This window comes from Bradyrhizobium sp. SZCCHNS3052 (assembly GCF_032484495.1).
Taxonomy (GTDB): Bacteria; Pseudomonadota; Alphaproteobacteria; order Rhizobiales; family Xanthobacteraceae; genus Bradyrhizobium.
In genome coordinates this window covers 280,420-297,079 of record NZ_JAUETB010000010.1, presented here as the reverse complement: position 1 = coordinate 297,079, position 16,660 = coordinate 280,420, and the positions used below count along the sequence as shown (strand labels likewise).

At 66.4% G+C, this 16,660-nt stretch carries 13 protein-coding genes; 6 read left to right on the top strand and 7 right to left on the bottom strand.

Going from position 1 to position 16,660, the window contains the following annotated elements; genetic code table 11:
* Nucleotides 1-860: 860 nt before the first annotated feature.
* Complete coding sequence (locus QX073_RS26700) at nt 861-1,907, bottom strand: S1C family serine protease (RefSeq protein WP_316226652.1); 1,047 nt, start codon at nt 1,905-1,907, stop codon at nt 861-863.
* Nucleotides 1,908-2,063: 156 nt separating this feature from the next.
* Between QX073_RS26700 and QX073_RS26695 the strand changes: the two genes are divergently transcribed.
* Nucleotides 2,064-2,831, top strand: coding sequence for a thermonuclease family protein (locus tag QX073_RS26695; RefSeq protein ID WP_409998655.1), 768 nt, complete (start codon nt 2,064-2,066; stop codon nt 2,829-2,831).
* Nucleotides 2,832-2,907: 76 nt separating this feature from the next.
* On the opposite strand, the gene cyoD is transcribed toward QX073_RS26695, so the two are convergent.
* From cyoD to QX073_RS26665, 6 genes are all read right to left on the bottom strand, one after another.
* Nucleotides 2,908-3,291, bottom strand: a complete 384-nt coding sequence (gene cyoD / locus QX073_RS26690) for a cytochrome o ubiquinol oxidase subunit IV (protein WP_316193333.1) — start codon at nt 3,289-3,291, stop codon at nt 2,908-2,910.
* Nucleotides 3,288-3,929 (bottom strand): cytochrome o ubiquinol oxidase subunit III, encoded by a 642-nt coding sequence (gene cyoC / locus QX073_RS26685; RefSeq protein WP_315715672.1) that lies wholly within the window; start codon nt 3,927-3,929, stop codon nt 3,288-3,290. Before cyoC ends, cyoD begins: the two co-directional genes overlap by 4 nt.
* A gap of 24 nt (nt 3,930-3,953) precedes the next feature.
* Complete coding sequence (locus tag QX073_RS26680) at nt 3,954-4,787, bottom strand: COX aromatic rich motif-containing protein (RefSeq protein WP_316193434.1); 834 nt, start codon at nt 4,785-4,787, stop codon at nt 3,954-3,956.
* A gap of 72 nt (nt 4,788-4,859) precedes the next feature.
* Nucleotides 4,860-6,191 carry a sorbosone dehydrogenase family protein gene (locus QX073_RS26675; RefSeq protein WP_316226651.1) on the bottom strand — a complete coding sequence of 444 codons (1,332 nt, stop codon included), beginning with the start codon at nt 6,189-6,191 and terminating at the stop codon, nt 4,860-4,862.
* An 81-nt stretch (nt 6,192-6,272) separates the two neighbouring features.
* Nucleotides 6,273-8,060 (bottom strand): chloride channel protein, encoded by a 1,788-nt coding sequence (locus QX073_RS26670; protein ID WP_316226650.1) that lies wholly within the window; start codon nt 8,058-8,060, stop codon nt 6,273-6,275.
* A 253-nt stretch (nt 8,061-8,313) separates the two neighbouring features.
* Nucleotides 8,314-9,546, bottom strand: a complete 1,233-nt coding sequence (locus QX073_RS26665) for an acetyl-CoA C-acetyltransferase (RefSeq protein WP_316226649.1) — start codon at nt 9,544-9,546, stop codon at nt 8,314-8,316.
* A 569-nt stretch (nt 9,547-10,115) separates the two neighbouring features.
* On the opposite strand from QX073_RS26665, the gene QX073_RS26660 reads away from it, so the two are divergent.
* The 5 genes from QX073_RS26660 (at nt 10,116) to QX073_RS26640 (ending at nt 16,646) form a co-directional block, all read left to right on the top strand.
* Entirely contained in the window at nt 10,116-11,081 is a 966-nt protein-coding gene (locus QX073_RS26660) for an amidohydrolase family protein (RefSeq protein ID WP_315715668.1), read from the top strand.
* Between the two features lie 45 nt (nt 11,082-11,126).
* Nucleotides 11,127-12,440 carry a C4-dicarboxylate transporter DctA gene (gene dctA, locus QX073_RS26655; protein WP_315715667.1) on the top strand — a complete coding sequence of 438 codons (1,314 nt, stop codon included), beginning with the start codon at nt 11,127-11,129 and terminating at the stop codon, nt 12,438-12,440.
* Nucleotides 12,441-12,682: 242 nt separating this feature from the next.
* Entirely contained in the window at nt 12,683-13,603 is a 921-nt protein-coding gene (locus QX073_RS26650; RefSeq protein ID WP_315715666.1) for a PepSY-associated TM helix domain-containing protein, read from the top strand.
* 365 nt (nt 13,604-13,968) lie between these two features.
* On the top strand, nt 13,969-15,531 hold the full coding sequence (locus tag QX073_RS26645) for an efflux transporter outer membrane subunit (protein WP_316226648.1): 1,563 nt from the start codon (nt 13,969-13,971) through the stop codon (nt 15,529-15,531).
* Entirely contained in the window at nt 15,531-16,646 is a 1,116-nt protein-coding gene (locus QX073_RS26640; RefSeq protein ID WP_316164314.1) for an efflux RND transporter periplasmic adaptor subunit, read from the top strand. The genes QX073_RS26645 and QX073_RS26640 overlap by 1 nt, the downstream gene beginning before the upstream one ends.
* Nucleotides 16,647-16,660 lie beyond the last annotated feature (14 nt).

Here is a 16,660-nt window from a genome sequence, read left to right as displayed (position 1 = left end):
ATCATGACCTTCAGTCCTGCCCACTAGACAGACTGAATCACCGATATCTCTGCGTCGCAACTGCTGACTTTTTCAACGAAATCGGCCCGTCACAGACCTTCCGCTGCTGGGCTGGAAGAGGGTCTGCTCTCCAGGCTCCACCGGGCGGAGGTGACCGGAGCGCCGGACTCCTTGTCGAGGAACCTTCAGCGTCCGTCGCCGAAGCGTGTCATCCACCGGCAACGGCTTCGCCCCCGGTACCGGCTGATCGGGCGACATTTCAGATAAAAATAAACTTCTTGCGCTTTTACAGAAATCGTGATTGTCTATGCGTATCCCGCCTCATGCAGAGGGGCGTTGCGCGCGATCGTCACGACACGCGAGGTGGGGAGCGATGGCCGCGAGAGATCGCAGCGTCTTCGGTAACGAGGGCGCGGACGAACGATCTGTCGTGGACGTGAAGTCGCAGCGTCCTGACACCCCGATGCTGGTGTCCCGCGCAATGCGCAAGCGTTGCCGCGAATGGTGGCCAACAAGCCCGGTGCACCAGGGAGACTGCGTATAAGCGTGAAGACCATCGCGCAGGGAATGCCGGCGTGTTTCGGCTTTGCCTGTGGTACCTGCCGCCTGCATTCTTTTCGCAGGCGGGCCATGGGTGAGGCCTTCACCCGGCATTCCCTGCGCCCTCTGCATGAGTTGCGAGGGACGGACTGATCGCGGGACTCGGGCGTGCTACGCCGCGAGAATGCGATGACATGTCCCTCATCCGTTGGCTGTTTGAAACGTAAAATCCCGCCAGACCTTCTGCTGTCGTCCCGGACAAGCCGGCAGCGTTCGCCGGGACGACCGCGGTGTTTATGGCTTTCGATATCTCACGACGCTCACGACGCCTGCCGTGCCGCCGGCCTGCGCTCGACCGGGTGGATGTCGATGCCGCGCAGGCGGCCCAGCCGCAGCACGTCCATCGGCACGGTACGGCCGATGCGGTCGCGGTCGAGCACGCGGATCAGGTCGTCGACGCCGTTGATGTCGACGCCGTCGAGCTTGATCACGACGTCGCCCGGCAACAGGCCGGCGCGGGCCGCGGGCCCGTCCGGCTCGATCTGCATCAACAGCGCGCCCATCTTGTTCTCGACGCCGGCGAGCAACGCATGTCGCCGCGGCACCGGCGCGGTCTGCCCGGACACGCCGATATAGGCGCGGCGGACGTAGCCGTGGCGGATGATCTCCGACAGCACGAACTGCGCGGTGTTGCTGGCGACCGCAAAGCAGATGCCCTGCGCGCCCTGGATGATGGCGGTGTTGATGCCGATCACCTCGGCGGCCGACGACACCAGCGCCCCGCCGGAATTGCCCGGGTTGAGCGCCGCATCGGTCTGGATGACGTCCTCGATCATGCGGCCCGAGACCGAGCGGATCGAGCGGCCGAGCGCCGAGACCACGCCAGCCGTCACCGTGGATTCGAAGCCGAGCGGATTGCCGATCGCGACCACGAGCTGGCCGCGGCGCAGGCTCTTGGAGTTGCCGAGCGCGGCGTAGCGCAGGTCGCGCGCGTGATTGGCGCGCAGCAAGGCGAGATCTGTGTCGGGATCGACGCCAAGCACCTGAGCGTCGGTGACGACGCCCTCGACGTCGCGCAGCCGGATGCTCTTGGAGGAGCCGACGACATGGCTGTTGGTCAGCACGAGACCGTCGGGCGAGATCACGATGCCCGAGCCGAGCCCGCCGCGCTCGGCGCGGGAGCCGGCGGTCGACCCAGCCCTGGGGCCGGTCTCGACGCGCACGACCGCAGGGCCGACCCGCTCGGTGACGTCGATGACGGCATTGGAATAGGCGTCCAGCAGCGCGCGGTCGTCGGCCGGCGCAGCATCAGACGCGCGCGCCGGCGACAGCGCATCGCCGGCGAGATCGGAGGTAAAGTCCAACATGGCAAGATTTCCTTCGCCCGGTCAGATGGGTAGCAGCCGCCCCCCGCGCAAGGTGGCGATCCGGCGGCGCCGTTCCGCGCCGTCCTTGGCGAGACTCACGCGCGCTGTGATAGGACTACGGCTGGGTATTTGATGAATCTGATTGCGGGAGGAAGCATGCGGCTGCGAGACCGGCTGTTGTCGTTGTGTGGGGCCATGGTGCTGGGAGCCGACATGACCGGCGCATCGTTGGCGGCGAGCGCCACGGTACGCAGCGGCGACACGATCCAGCTCGGCGACACGGTGTTCCGGCTCGACGGCATCGATGCGCCGGAGGTCGACCAGCTCTGCATCGACGATCACGCCGATTCCTGGAGCTGCGGCGTCGAGGCACGCGAGCAGCTTGGCAAGCTGATCGGCGGCCGCTCGGTGCGCTGCGACGATCTCGGCCCCGACAAGCCGCTCAAGACGCGCAGGATCGGCCTCTGCACCATCGACGGCGACAAGGTCAGCCTGAACCAACAGGTCGCGCGCGCGGGCTACGCCATGAGCGCGGATCCGGCGATCAAGTATCGCGCCAAGGACGATGTCGCCGCGGCCAAGGAGGCGGTGCGCGGGCTGTGGAAGGGATGTTTCGTCGCCCCAGCCGAGTTCCGCGCCGACAAGAAGGACGGCGCCCTGGTCGGCGCGGCCTGCCGCGCCGACCGCGACCGCGAGATCCGTGCGGTGCTGTTCCCGGACGCGCCGAGCGCGCCGCCGGGCTGCAGCATCAAGGGGAAGTTCGCGGTGCGCGCCCGCGTCACCGGCAACATCGGTATCTACCATCTGCAGGGCTGCCCGAGCTATCCCGCGACCACCGAGCCCGACCGCTGGTTCTGCTCGGAGGACGATGCACGCGCCGCCGGCTTCCGCCGTGCATTCAACTGCCGCGCGCCGAAGAAGTGAGATCGGACGGTCGACGAGTCGGCACGACGAAGCAATCGAGAGCTGTCGCGCGGCCCCTGGATTGCCGCAACGACGCTCAGTGCTGCATCTGCAGCAGCTGATCCATCGGCATCATGTTGTGGTTGAGGTTCGCCATGATCCACAGCGAGCCGCCGACGACGAGAAACACGATCAGCAGCCCGAAGGCCAGCGCCAGCACGTTGTTGGTGTTGTCGGGCCCGGTGGTGATGTGCAGGAAGAACACCAGGTGCACCCCCATCTGGGCGATCGCCAGGACGATGATCGCGACCGGGATCGATGGCTGCCAGACGAGGTCGGTGCCGGCGACGAAGAACGACGTCGCCGTCAGCAGGATCGCGAGACCGAGGCCGGCGACATAGAACAGGACGCGGGAACGCAGGCTGCCATGCTGCTGCTCGCCGGGCGCGAGATCGAATTCCGCGGGCGCTTGATCGGTCATGTCGCACTCCCGAGCAGATAGACCACGGAGAACACCGCGACCCAGATGATGTCGAGCGCGTGCCAGAACAGCGCGAAGCACAGGATGCGACGCTCGATGTCGGCGCGGAAGCCCTTGGCGACCACCTGCGCCATCATGGTCAGCAGCCACAGGATGCCAGCCGCGACGTGCAGGCCATGGCAGCCGACCAGAGTGAAGAACGCCGACAGGAAGGCGCTGCGGCTCGGCCCGTCGCCGCGGCCGACGAGGTCGACGAACTCTCGGACCTCGAGCAGCAGGAAGCCGGCGCCGAGCAGGCCGGTGACGGCCATCGCGACCTGGAACCAGAGCTGGTTGTGGCGCTCGGCGGCAATGCTCGCCATGCCGCAGGTGAAGCTCGACAGCAACAGCAAAGCGGTCTCGACCGCGACGTTGCGGACGTCGAACAGTTCGGCGCCGCCCGGACCGCCGGCGGTCGCACCCGACAGCACAGCGAAGCTCGCGAAGAAGCACGAGAACATCACGATGTCGGAGAGCAGGAATATCCAGAAGCCGAATCCGGTCACGATCCGTTTCGGCGCCGGCCCAGGATGCTCGGCGGCACGCAGTTGATGCGGATCGGCATAGGCAGGCGCCTGAGCGACGGTGGTCACCGACATCGGCCCACTCCCTTTGCGACGACTTCAGTGGGCATGCGCCGTTCCGCCTTCCGGCCGCGACTGGTTCTCGCTGAGCTGCGGTCCCGGCGCCGGAGGGATCTTCTGGCTGGCGATGTTGCCGAACAACTCGGGATCCGCGAGCCGATAAGTCTTCGGACGGGTCTCGACGGACTGCGCCGCGAGCTCCTTGTAGCCCGCCTCGTCGAGCACCTGGCCACTCCTGGCAGCATTCGTCACCCAGTTGGCGAAGTCGGGCTGCGAGACGACGTTGGTGTCGAACATCATGTCGGGAAAACCGTCGCCGCTGAAATGCGAGGCCAAGCCCTTGTAGGTCCCGACATGATCTCCGCGCAGGTTCAGCCGCGTGACCATGCCGTTCATGGTGTAGATCATGCCGCCGAGCTGCGGGATGAAGAAGGCCGTCATGACGCTGCCGGACGTCAGCTCGAAGCGCAGTGGCGCGCCGATCGGGACGGTGAGGCTGTTGACGGTGGCGATGCGCTGGTCGGGATAGATGAACAGCCACTTCCAGTCGAGCGACACCGCCTGGATGCGGATCGGAAGCCCGGTGCCGTCGACGGGCTTGCCCGGGTCGAGCTGGTGCGAGCCGATCCAGGCGACGCCGCCGAGCAGGATGACGGTGAGCGCGGGGATCGACCACACCACGAGCTCGACCGCGCCCGAATAGGCGAAGTCCGGCCGGTAGCGCGCCCTGGTGTTGGAGCTGCGGAACCAGAACGCGAAAGCGAGCACCGCGATCGATGTCGGCACGATGATCGCCAGCATGATGATGACGGAATCGATCAGGATCGTCTGCTCGGCGGCGGCGATCGGCCCTTGCGGATCGAAGATGTTCATACGCTCATCCGGCATTCATCCGCGCTCCCAACCCACACCGGGTCGAGAGGTTCCTGCGCCGCAAAGATCCGCTCAGCGGCTCACGCGCCAGATCGTGCTGTTGCCGTCTTCGGAGATGAGCAGGCTGCCGTCGCGCGCCACGGTGACGCCGACCGGCCGGCCCCAGACCTCGCGATCGTTGACGACGAATCCGGTGACGAAATCCTCGTATTCGCCGGTGGGCACGCCGTCCTTGAGCCTGACCCGGATCACCTTGTAGCCGGTGCGCTTGGACCGGTTCCACGAGCCGTGCTCGGCCGCGAAGGCATCGCCGCGATACTCCGGCGGAAACAGATTGCCGTCGTAGAAGGTCAGACCGAGCGAGGCCGAATGCGGCTGCAGCAGCACGTCGGGCACGGTGATCCTGCCCTTCAGGTCGGGGCGCTCGCCGGCATGGCGCGGGTCGGGGTTGTCGCCGATGTAGTACCAGGGCCAGCCATAGAAGCCGCCCTCCTTCACCCGCGTAACATAATCCGGCACCAGATCGTCGCCGAGCCCGTCGCGTTCGTTGGTCGAGCACCACGGCGTTCCGGTCGCGGGCTGGATGGCGAGGCCGACGCAGTTGCGGATGCCGGTGGCGAACAGGCTGCGGTTCTTGCCGTCGGGATCGAACGCCAGCACGCCGGCACGGTCGGCCTCCCCGCCCCAGGCCGCGCCGAGCGGGTGCGCCTTGATCCAGGCACTGACTCCGCCGGCTGGCTCTCCCAGAGCTTCGCCGACATTGCCGGTGGAGCCGACCGACACCAGCATGCGCTTGTCGTCCCTGGTGAAGACGATATCGCGCGTCGAATGGCCGTAGCCAGCCGGCAGATCGGGCACGACGACCTGCAGTGGCCCCGACGCCTTCATGTCGCCGGCCCGATAGGGAAAGCGCATGACGCGCTCGGTGCTCGCGACATAGATCCATTGCGGATCGCTGCTCGGGTAGAAGGCGATGCCGAAGGGATGGCCGAGACGGTCGGCGAAGATCTCGCTCGACGCGACCTTGCTGCCGTCCTCGCTCGGACGCAGCACGCGGACTCGCCCTGCCCGGGTCTCGGCAACGAAGATGTCGCCATTCGGCGCGGTGCGGAGGATGCGCGGCCCGCTCAGCCCCTCGGCGAACAGCGCGATCTTGAAACCGTCGATGACCCTCGGCACGGCGGAGGCCGGTCGTTGCATCACGCGGGAGACGTTGGCCGCGGACGCCGTCGCACCCGGTTTGGGCAGGTCTTCGGGACGGATCAGCCTGATTGTGCCAGGTGCATCACCCTGCCAACTGCCGAACGCGTCCTTGCCTTTCAGCACAACAGGTTCGGCTGCGGCGGCGGTCGCCGCCAGCGCGCTCAAGGTCGCCACGACAGCCGTGCTGATCAGTCTCGTCATGCGGTCCTCGCGCGTCTCGAACGGCCGGCAGTCTACCCCGGTCGAGGACCGGCGATCACGTGTCGCGGCGACGGGACGCGATCACGACAGCGCCCCGAGCACGCCGCGCGTCGCCTGGTCGATCTCCTCGACATAGCGGCGGCGCGCGAAGGACTCGGTCAGGAAGCCGATCACCTTGCGGCTGTTCTCCGATTCCAGCACCGCCAGCTCTTCGGCGCCGGAATCGTCGAAGATCTTCATCGCCGTCTTGACGTTCATTTCGGGCAACAGCGCGACGTCGAAATATTTGGCGAGCTCGACCACCTGGATCTCGTCGGCGATGGAGTCCAATTCGCCCGAGAACAGATCGGGCAAGGAGACCAGCCCGCAATAATCGTCGCTGTTGTTCACCACCACCACGGCCTGGCGCGTGCCCAGCGCGAACTCGCGCCGGCAGGCCGCGATGCTGGTCGTGGTCGGCACCTTGGCGACGTCGGAGCGCATCAGCCGCTCGACCGTGAGGTTGCGCAGCCAGCCGACGTCATTGGCGCTGCGGATGGTCTCGCCGCGCAGATGCAGGCGCCAGGTCGAGAACGAGTGGCCGAACAGGACGCGGACGCACACCGACGTCACGATGCAAGCGCCCAGCACGACGGCCGTGACGTCGACGCTGCGGGTCATCTCCAGCACCAGGAACGACATCGTCAGCGGCCCGCCGACGATGGCGACACCGAGCGTCGCCATGCCGGTGAGCATCGCCACCAGCGGGTCGATCGCGAGCCCGAGGCCGGCCAGCGCGAGCAGTCCCGCAAACAGCTTGCCGAGCAGGCTGCCGACGAACAGCGAGGCGAAGAACAGACCGCCGCGGAAGCCCGAGGCCAGCGAGATCAGGCAGGCGGCGAGCTTGAGCACGATGATGGTGGCGATCATGCCGACCGCCATCTCGCGATGCAGGTCGAGCAGCATTGCGCCGTGGCCTGCCGCCAGCACCTGCGGCGTCACGATCGCCATGGCGCCGACACAAACCCCGCCGATCACCGGGCGCAGCCACACCGGAATCCGGACGAACAGCCGCTCGACCGCCGGCGAGGCGCGCATCACCAGGATGCCGATGCCGGCGACGAGCAGCGCCAGGACGAACAGCGCGATGTATTGCTCGAAGCCGACCGCGCCGACCTTGGCGATCTCCAGCGAATACGGCGCGCCGGCGAGATATTGCGAGGTCAGCGCACCCGCCAGCGAGGCCGCCAGAATCGGCGCCGCGCTGCCGACGGAGTAGACGCCGACGATCAGCTCACAGGCATAGAACGCCCCCGTGATCGGCGCGCCGAAGGCGGCCGCAATGGCGGCGGCCGCACCGCAGCCGAGAATGAGGCGCATATCGTTGCGGCGGAGCGTGAGATACTGCCCGAGCAGCGAGGCGACGCCGGCGCCGATCTGGGTGTAGCCGGCCTCGAGCCCGACCGACGCGCCGGAGCCGTTGGAGACCAGGGTCTGGCCGCTCACCACGATGCTGTCGCGCATCGACAGCCGTCCGCCGCGCAGCGCATTGGCCTCGACGGGGTCGACCGCGGCCGCGATCTTCCAGCGCCGCCGCAGCCATTCCATGATGCCGAGCGCAAGGCCGCCGCAGGCGGGCGCGATCAGGGCGACCACCGGGTTGACCCAGGTATGAGCGCTGAGCCGGACATCGATCGGGATGCCGTAGATGACCACATGCGCGACTTGCGCGATCAGGCTCATCACCGTCACGATCGCCCCCGTCGCAACGCCGATCACCAGGGCCAGCGGTATCAGGTAGAACTCATTGCTGCGCAGCAGTGCCCGCAGCCGCGTGACCACCCGGTTCGAAGCCTTGCGATCGATGATATGCGACAGCGTCGACAGCACGGAGAGCCATTTCTTCTAAGATGAGGCCTCGCCGTGGCAATAACCCGTCGCAACTAGCGGAACAAGCGCGAATTCCTTTCCGGTCGAAACGTGGTTGACTGGTCCGGAAAGTGGAACCGCCGCGGCTCGCGCGATCCTGCGCCTCAACTGCGCCACCGCCAAAATCACAAATTGCCGGAGCACAAGACGACGGCGCCCGCCGCGGGAATCTCCGCAACGGGCGCGCGCACCTCAGATCGAGGAGATGTACCGTTCAGACCCGCTCGATGACGATCGCGGGTGCCATGCCGCCGGCCGCGCACATCGTGACCAGGCCGCGCTTGAGATCGCGCCGCTCGAGCTCGTCGAGCAGCGTCCCGATCAGGATGGAACCGGTGGCGCCGATCGGATGTCCCAGCGCGATCGAGCCGCCGTTCACATTGACCTTGGCGCGGTCGAGCTCGAGGTCGCGGATGTACTTCTCGGCGACGACGGCGAACGCCTCGTTGATCTCGAACAGGTCGATGTCATCAAGCTTGAGCCCGGCCTTGGCCAGCACCTTGCGCGTCGCCGGCACCGGGGCGTTCAGCATCAGGGTCGGGTCGTCGCCCATATTGGCCATCGCCACGACGCGTGCCCGCGGCTTCAGGCCATGGGCCTTGGCATAGGACGGCGACGCCAGCAGGATCGCCGCCGCACCGTCGACCACGCCCGAGGAGTTGCCGGCGTGATGCACGAATTCGATCTCGAGGCCGGGATAGCGCTGCAGGATCAGGTTGCGATACGTCGTACCCTTCTCGTCCAGCGCGTAGTCGGCGATCGCCGGAAACGCCGGCTTCAGCCCGGCCAGCGCCTCGGCCGTGGTCTGCGGCCGGGGGTATTCCTCGTGGTCGAGCGCGACGCTGCCGTCCTCGCGATGCACCGGCACCAGACTCTTCTTGAAATGGCCGGCAGCGATCGCAGCCGCCGCGCGCTTCTGGCTCTCCAGCCCGAGCGCGTCGACGTCGGCGCGGGTGATGCCTTCCATGGTGGCGATGGCGTCGGCGCAGACGCCCTGGTGCGACTGCGGATGCAGCGCGCGCAGATGCAGGTTGCCGGCATCCATCATCAGCGGCCCCTCGCCGCGCCGGCCGTCCATCGACATCATCTCGCAGCCGCCGGCGATGACGAGGTCCTCCTGCCCGGCCATGATCGAGCTTGCTGCGATGTTGACGCTGGTGATGCCGGAACCGCAGAAGCGATCGAGCGTGACGCCGGAGGCACGGATGTCGTAGCCGGCATCGAGCGCCGACATGCGGCCGAGATCGCCGCTCTGCGGTCCGCGCTGCGACGAGCAGCCCCAGATGATGTCATCGACATCGCCGGTATTGATGCCGGTGCGGTCGGCCAGCGCACGCAGCACGGTGGCGCCGAGATGCTGCGGGTGCAGCCCGGCGAGCGCGCCCTTGCCGGCTTTGCCAATACCGCGCGGCGTTCTGCAGGCATCGATGATGAGCGCGTCGACCATGGTGTTTCCTTTGCCCGATGTTGTTTTGCGCTGACAGCGCGCGGCGTCTCGGCGGCCGCACGCCTCTCTTTGCTGTCGCATAGCATTGCGCGTGCGGTCTTCACAACGGCGCTTGAAGCTGCCGGCGCATGACCAGAACGCACGCCATGGCTTTGACACAACTCACCTTTCCGCCGCACGAACAATTCCGCGGATCGGCGCGCTCGGGCTGCCTTCTCGCAGACTGGTTGAAGAGCAGCCCATCTCGCCCAGACGCGCTGCAACGCAGCTCGAACGGAGGGTCTCGGCAACGTTGGCAGTTGGACTGCAGAGCATTGTCCAACCCAGCGAACTGACCGTTCACCCAATGCTTCTTGTCATGCTGCAGAGGCTGCAAGATCCTCGATCAGGAACAACTGGGATCACAGCGATCCGCCGGCTCGGGAGCCGGCCCCCCCATGATCACGACGCCACGTTGAGAGGTCGCCCGACCTCTCCTTCGTGGCGTGACGATAGCAAACACGAACGATGCCGGAGCCTGGCGGGCAGCGCCTGCCTGTGACCGCGGCCATCCCGAGGAGGACGCTCTGATGTTGAGACGAGACCTGCTGGCCACCATGGCCGGACTGGGAGCGGCGAGCGTGCTCGGAGGCCCTGCCCTCTCCGCCGACGAGGCCAAGATCCCCAGCATCGCCGGCCCGGATCCGGCACCGAAGACCCCGAGCTTCAGGGCGCCACCGGGCAGCGTCGATACCCACACCCACATCTTCGGGCCGGCCGCGACCTATCCATTCTCGCCCACTCGCCCCTACACGCCGCCCGACGCATCGCTGGAGATGTTCCAGGCGCTGCACGCCAAGATCGGCGTCGAGCGCGCCGTCATCGTCAACGCCACCGTCCACGGCACCGACAATCGGGTCGTGACCGATGCGATCGCGCAGAGCAACGGCAACTACAAGGGCGTCGCCAACATCAACGCGGCGATGTCCGATGCCGACCTCGCGGCGCTCGGCAAGGCCGGCATCTGCGCCTGCCGGTTCGCCTTCCTCCGCCGCCTCGGCGGCGTCGGCGACATGAACGTCTTCCGCACCCTGGTGGACCGCGTCGCGGCGATCGGCTGGCACGTTGACGTTTATCTCGAGGCCGGGACGATCCAGGAATTCGTGCCGATCCTGAAGGCGCTGCCGGTCACCTATGTGATCGACCACATGGGCACGATCAGCGCCGCCAAGGGGATCGACGATGCCGGGTTCAAGGCGCTGCTCGACCTGCAGGCGAGCGACGACAAGTGCTGGATCAAGATCACCGGTCCCGAGCGCGCTTCGGCCTCCGGCCCCCCGTTCCACGACGCGGTCCCGTTCGCCCGCAAGCTGATCGACAACGCGCCGGATCGCGTCATCTGGGGCACCGACTGGCCGCATCCGAACGTCAAGATCATGCCCAATGACGGCGATCTGGTCGATCTGATCCCACTCTACGCCCCGGATCCGGCCATGCAGCGAAAGCTGCTTGTCAGCAATCCCGAACGGCTGTTCAAGTTCGAGCCCAAGAGCTGAGTCACCGCCAGCTGCGAATTCGCCCCTTCAGCAACAGGACCGATCATGACCACCACGACCCTCACCGCCGACAGCAAGGCAGGCGCCCGCCGCGGCTGGTGGAAGGAGCTTTGGGTCCAGGTCATGATCGCGATGGCAGCGGGCATCCTGCTCGGTGCCATCAAGCCGGATCTGGGCGCCCAGATGCAGCCGCTCGGCGACGCCTTCATCAAGGCGATCCGGATGCTGATCGCGCCGATCATCTTCTGCACGGTGGTCAACGGCATTGCCCACATGGCCGACATGGCCAAGGTCGGCCGCGTCGCGATCAAGGCGCTGATCTATTTCGAGGCCGTCACGACGCTGGCGCTGATCATCGGCTTGACCGCGGTGAACCTGTTTCAGCCCGGCGTCGGCATGAACGTCGACCCGGCGACGATCAACTCCGCGACGATCGAGCCCTATGTCAAGCAGACCGCTGCGGTCGGCTTCGTGCCGTTCCTGCTCAACATCATCCCGCAGACCTTCGTTGGCGCCTTTGCCGAGGGCAATATCCTGCAGGTGCTGTTCATCTCGGTCATGTGCGGCTTTGCGCTGATCTGGCTCGGCGACCGCGCCAAGCCGGTGACGGACGTGATCGATGTCGCCGGCCGGATGATCTTCGGTGTCGTTCGGATCGTGATGTGGGCAGCGCCGCTGGGCGCATTCGGGGCCATCGCCTTCACCGTCGGCAAGTTCGGTCTGGGCTCGCTGGCCAAGCTCGGCCTGCTGCTCGGCAGCTTCTATCTCACCTGCCTGATCTTCATCGCCGCCGTGCTCGGCCCGATTGCCGCCTTCACCGGCTTCAGCCTGTGGAAGCTGATCCGCTACATCAGGGACGAGGTGCTGGTCTGCATCGCCACCACGTCATCGGAGACCGTGCTGCCGCGCATGCTGGCGAAGCTCGAAGCCGCTGGCTGCGAACGCAGCATCGTCGGTCTCGTCATCCCCACCGGCTATTCGTTCAATCTCGACGGCACCTGCCTCTACCTCGCGACCGCCGCGGTGTTTCTGGCGCAGGCGACCAACACGCATCTCGACATCAGCCACCAGATCGGGCTGCTGCTGATCCTGCTGGTGACGTCGAAGGGCGCGGCCGGCATCGCGGGCGCCGCCTTCGTCGTGCTGGCCGCCACGCTCGCCGCGACCGGTACGATTCCGGTCGCCAGCGTCGCGCTGGTGCTCGGCATCCATCGCCTGATGTCGCAGGGGCTGACGCCGACCAACCTGATAGGCAATGCAGTCGCCACCATCGTCATCGCGAAGTGGGAGAACGGCTTGGACGCGACATGCCTGCGCGAGGTGCTCGATGGCCGCAAGACGGCATCTGATACAAATTGACATCATCCCAGCAGTCCTGAAACGACCTCTGCCGCATTGATGCCGATCAAACGGCGCATGACCTAAAATTAATAGTTATCTCCTTCGTCTCGCTGCTGCGCTCAGCTAATGAAGCGCGGCGGACGACAGGTTGATATCCCGGCGTCGTCCAGCGAGAACGATCAGAAACGTTCACGGAGCAGACGCCTGCGGACAACGGTCCCGCATGATACCGCGTGCGAGACGATCAATCGGAGACGATCATGAACAAGCAGCTTCTGCTCAAACTTCACCGTTGGATCAGCCTCGTCTTTGCGCTGCCATTGCTTGTCATCATCGTGACCGGGCTGATCCTCTCCTTCGAGCCGATGGCGCAGGTCGCCGCCGTCAAGCCGCAAAGCGTCGATCCGGCGCGCGTGGTCGCGCTGATCAAGCAATACGATCCCGACGGCAAGGCACGCGGTCTGTCGATCGACGCCTCCACGCAGCATCTGACCTTGCAGGGGGCGCCGGGCGCCGAGGTCGACATGACAACCGGTGCCGCCGTCGAAAAGCCGGCGATGCCCAGCGTCTTCTCGTGGGCGCGCAGGACCCACGAGCATCTGATCGGAATCCCCGGCCTCACCCTGATCTCGACCATCGCCATGATCAGCATCATGATCATCGGCATTCTGATGGGACTGCCGCGGCTGCGCAACACGCTGTCCGGCTGGCACAAGGGCACGGCCTGGTTCACGCTGCCGCTGATTTTGCTCAGCCCGCTCACTGGACTCTGCCTCGAGCTCGGCCTGACCTTCGCAGGCGGCACTCCTCCTGCCGCAGCCAAGCGCGTCTCGCTGCCTGACGCCGTCAGCATCGTCGCCAAGGACCACGACCTGTCGTCGGTGAACTCGATCGGCAATCGCGGCGGACGGATGATGGCGCGCATCATCGAGGGCGATGAGCTCAGGGCCTATGCCGTCACGTCCGACGGGCTCTCCGCGTTGCCGCGCAACTGGCCGCGCCTGCTGCATGAAGGCAACTGGTCTCTGATCGGCAGCGCGGCCAACGTTCTGATCTCGGTCGCGCTGTTCGCGCTGCTGGTCACTGGCCTGCTGATCTGGACGCAACGCCGGCTGCGGCGCCCGAGCCGCGTGCGCGACGTGCCGGCGAAGCCGGTGGTCGCATCCTCGATGCCATCCTGACCAGCGCTACGTTGCAGACGCCGGCTCGCACCGCGGGCCGGCTTCCAGCGCGATCTGCACGCGCTGCTTCGCTCGGGCCTGCCCTGGACAATGTGGGCGCGACGGCGCTTCTTCGATCATTGTGAGAAACGACGTAGCTGCCCGCCACCGCGGGAAGGGCAGCGGCGCGTTCTCGGCGTTCGTCTCGGAGCTGTCATGCCCGCGTCCCGATGCAGACGAGCGCCGGCGCCGCGCAGCGGTGCGCGAGACGTGAAGCTGTGAGCAAGCTCGCTTTGTCATCAACGTGACTTGACTAGGCCGGAACCGCCACGCATCGTCGGCGACAGAAAACGAAACGGTTTAGTTTTATGTCCGATGATGTCAAAATGTTTCATGCCTGTTTGGGGCTGGTCCCGAGATGCAGCGCGCTGCCCTTGCGGCTCGGCCTCCTCGGCTGCAGCATGCTGCTCGCGTCCTGCGCCGTCGGTCCGGACTTCATGTCTCCCGACGCGCCGGCCGCAACCGGTTATGTGGCCGAACGTCGGCTCGCCGCGACCGCCGGCGCCTCGACACCGGGCGGCAATGTGCAGAGCTTCGCGCCCGGAGGCGATCTGCCCGGCACTTGGTGGGCGCTGTTTCATTCCCGGCAGATCAACGCCTTCGTCGAGGAGGCGATTCGCAACCACCCGGACATCGAAGCCGCACAATTGGCGCTGCGTGCTGCGCGCGAGAACGCGCTATCGCAGCAGGGCGCGCTGTTTCCGCAGCTGAGCGCGAGCGGCTCGGCCGAGCGTACGCAGGCCTCCAGCACGCAGCAGGGACAATGGCCTGGTCAGACCTCGCTGTACACGCTCTATGGCACGTCGGTGAGCGTCAGCTACGCGCTCGACCTATGGGGCGGCACGCGTCGCCAGGTGGAGGCGCTGCAGGCGCAGGCCGACTACCAGGCCTTCAAGATGGAAGCGACGTATCTGTCGCTGACCGCCAATGTCGTCACCGCCGCGATCAGCGACGCCTCGTTGCGCGATCAGATTGCCGCGACGGAGGAGATCATCAAGGCGGAGACCGACCAGCTTGGCCGGATCCAACACCAGTTTGACGTCGGCGCCATCTCCAAATCCGACGTGCTGGCGCAGGAAGCAACGCTGGCGCAGGCCAAGGCGACCTTGGCGCCGCTGCAGAAGCAACTCGCACAGCAGCGCAATCAACTGATGGCCTATCTCGGCCGGCTGCCGAGCCAGGATCGCGGCGAGCATGTGACCCTCGCGGAGCTGCGGCTGCCGCGCAAACTGCCGATGTCACTGCCCTCCTCGCTCGTCCGGCAGCGTCCCGACATCCGGCAGGCCGAGGCCACGCTGCACCAGGCCACAGCGACGGTCGGCGTCGGCGTCGCCAATCTGCTGCCGCAGGTGACGCTGTCGGGCAGCTACGGCGCAAGCGGACCGGGCCGGCTGTTCTCGCCGACGACCATCGTGTGGGATGCGGCCTCGAGCGTCAGCCAGAAGCTGCTCGACGGCGGCACGCTGTATCACACCAAGGAGGCGGACGTCGCCACCTTCGAGCAGGATCTGTCGCTCTACAAGAGCACCGTCATCACGGCGTTCCAGAATGTCGCGGATTCGCTGCGCGCCATCCAGTACGACGCCGAGGCGCTGAAGGCCCAGGCCGCCGCCGAGAAGGCCACCGCCGACAGTCTCGCCATGGCGGTCGAGCAGTTCAGGAGCGGCGCGGTGCCCTACGCCAACGTCATCAACGCGCAGCAATCCTATCTCAACGCACGCGTCTCCCGCATCAAGTCGCAGGCCACGCGCTTCAGCGACACCGCGGCGCTGTTCCAGGCGCTCGGCGGCGGCTGGTGGAATCGCCAGGACGAGACCCCGGCGGCGCTGCCCCGCGCCAATCCCGGCTACTTCGCCGGTCCCAATCGTACGACCCAGGAAGCAATGTAATGAAGAAACGCATGACGATCATGCTGGCCGCCATGGCGGTGCTGTTCGGCGGCCTCTACGGCTTTCAGACATTCAAGGGCATCATGATCGCCAAGGCGATCGGCGCCATGGCCAACCCGCCGCAGACGATCTCGACGGTCGTTGCGGCGACCGCACCATGGCGCTCCAACCTCACCGCGGTCGGCTCGCTGCGCGCCGTCAACGGCGCCGATCTGGCGCTGCAGGCCGCAGGCATCGTGCAGGGCATCCAGTTCAATTCGGGCGACACCGTCGAAGCCGGCCAGCAATTGCTGCAGCTGGTCGCGACCGATGACGTCGCCAAGCTGCAGTCGCTGCAGGCGACTGCCGAGAACTATGCCATCGTCGTCAAGCGTGACGAGGAGCAGATCAAGTTCAACGCGGTCAGCCAGGCCACGCTCGACAGCGATCGCGCCAACCTGAAGAACGCGCAGGCCCTGGTGACGCAGCAGAAGGCGATCGTCGAGCAGAAGACCCTGAAGGCGCCGTTCGCCGGCCGGCTCGGCATCCGCGCCGTCGATCTCGGGCAGTATCTCGGCGCCGGCACCACCATTGTCACCCTGCAGAGCCTCGATCCGATCTTCGTCGATTTCTATCTGCCGCAGCAGTCGCTCGCCGACATTCGGATCGGCCAGGACGTCGGAATCGCCGTCGACGCCTATCCCGGCGAACGCTTCACCGGTCAGATCTCCGCGATCAACGCCAAGGTCGATTCGACGAGCCGCAACGTCCAGATTCGCGCCACCCTGCACAACGATGCGACGCGGTTGCTGCCGGGCATGTTCGCCAAGGTCGAGATCGCGACCGGCAAGCCCGAACAGCTCGTCACGCTGCCGCTGACAGCGATCGTCAGCAATCCCTATGGCGATCTCGTCTACGTGGTCGACGATCTCAAGGACGGCGAGGGCAAGGCGCGGCAGACGTTCGTGAAGAGCAAGCCGGCCAAGGGCGACCGGATCGCGATCACCGACGGCATCAAGCCGGGCGAGACGGTGGTGATCGCGGGACAGATCAAGCTGCGCAACGGCAGCCCGGTGAGAATCGACAATTCGCACGTGCCGGTCGCGGAAGCCGCGCCGGATGTCGTCGACCAATAATCCGGCCAGCCCGC

Excerpts from the sequence above, each read along its gene's own strand:
- QX073_RS26700 (WP_316226652.1), bottom strand. The coding sequence starts at position 1,907 with ATGTTGGACTTTACCTCCGATCTCGCCGGCGATGCGCTGTCGCCGGCG.
- QX073_RS26695 (WP_409998655.1), top strand. The coding sequence starts at position 2,064 with ATGCGGCTGCGAGACCGGCTGTTGTCGTTGTGTGGGGCCATGGTGCTG.
- cyoD (WP_316193333.1), bottom strand. The coding sequence starts at position 3,291 with ATGACCGATCAAGCGCCCGCGGAATTCGATCTCGCGCCCGGCGAGCAG.
- cyoC (WP_315715672.1), bottom strand. The coding sequence starts at position 3,929 with ATGTCGGTGACCACCGTCGCTCAGGCGCCTGCCTATGCCGATCCGCAT.
- QX073_RS26680 (WP_316193434.1), bottom strand. The coding sequence starts at position 4,787 with ATGAACATCTTCGATCCGCAAGGGCCGATCGCCGCCGCCGAGCAGACG.
- QX073_RS26675 (WP_316226651.1), bottom strand. The coding sequence starts at position 6,191 with ATGACGAGACTGATCAGCACGGCTGTCGTGGCGACCTTGAGCGCGCTG.
- QX073_RS26665 (WP_316226649.1), bottom strand. The coding sequence starts at position 9,546 with ATGGTCGACGCGCTCATCATCGATGCCTGCAGAACGCCGCGCGGTATT.
- QX073_RS26660 (WP_315715668.1), top strand. The coding sequence starts at position 10,116 with ATGTTGAGACGAGACCTGCTGGCCACCATGGCCGGACTGGGAGCGGCG.
- dctA (WP_315715667.1), top strand. The coding sequence starts at position 11,127 with ATGACCACCACGACCCTCACCGCCGACAGCAAGGCAGGCGCCCGCCGC.
- QX073_RS26650 (WP_315715666.1), top strand. The coding sequence starts at position 12,683 with ATGAACAAGCAGCTTCTGCTCAAACTTCACCGTTGGATCAGCCTCGTC.
- QX073_RS26645 (WP_316226648.1), top strand. The coding sequence starts at position 13,969 with ATGTTTCATGCCTGTTTGGGGCTGGTCCCGAGATGCAGCGCGCTGCCC.
- QX073_RS26640 (WP_316164314.1), top strand. The coding sequence starts at position 15,531 with ATGAAGAAACGCATGACGATCATGCTGGCCGCCATGGCGGTGCTGTTC.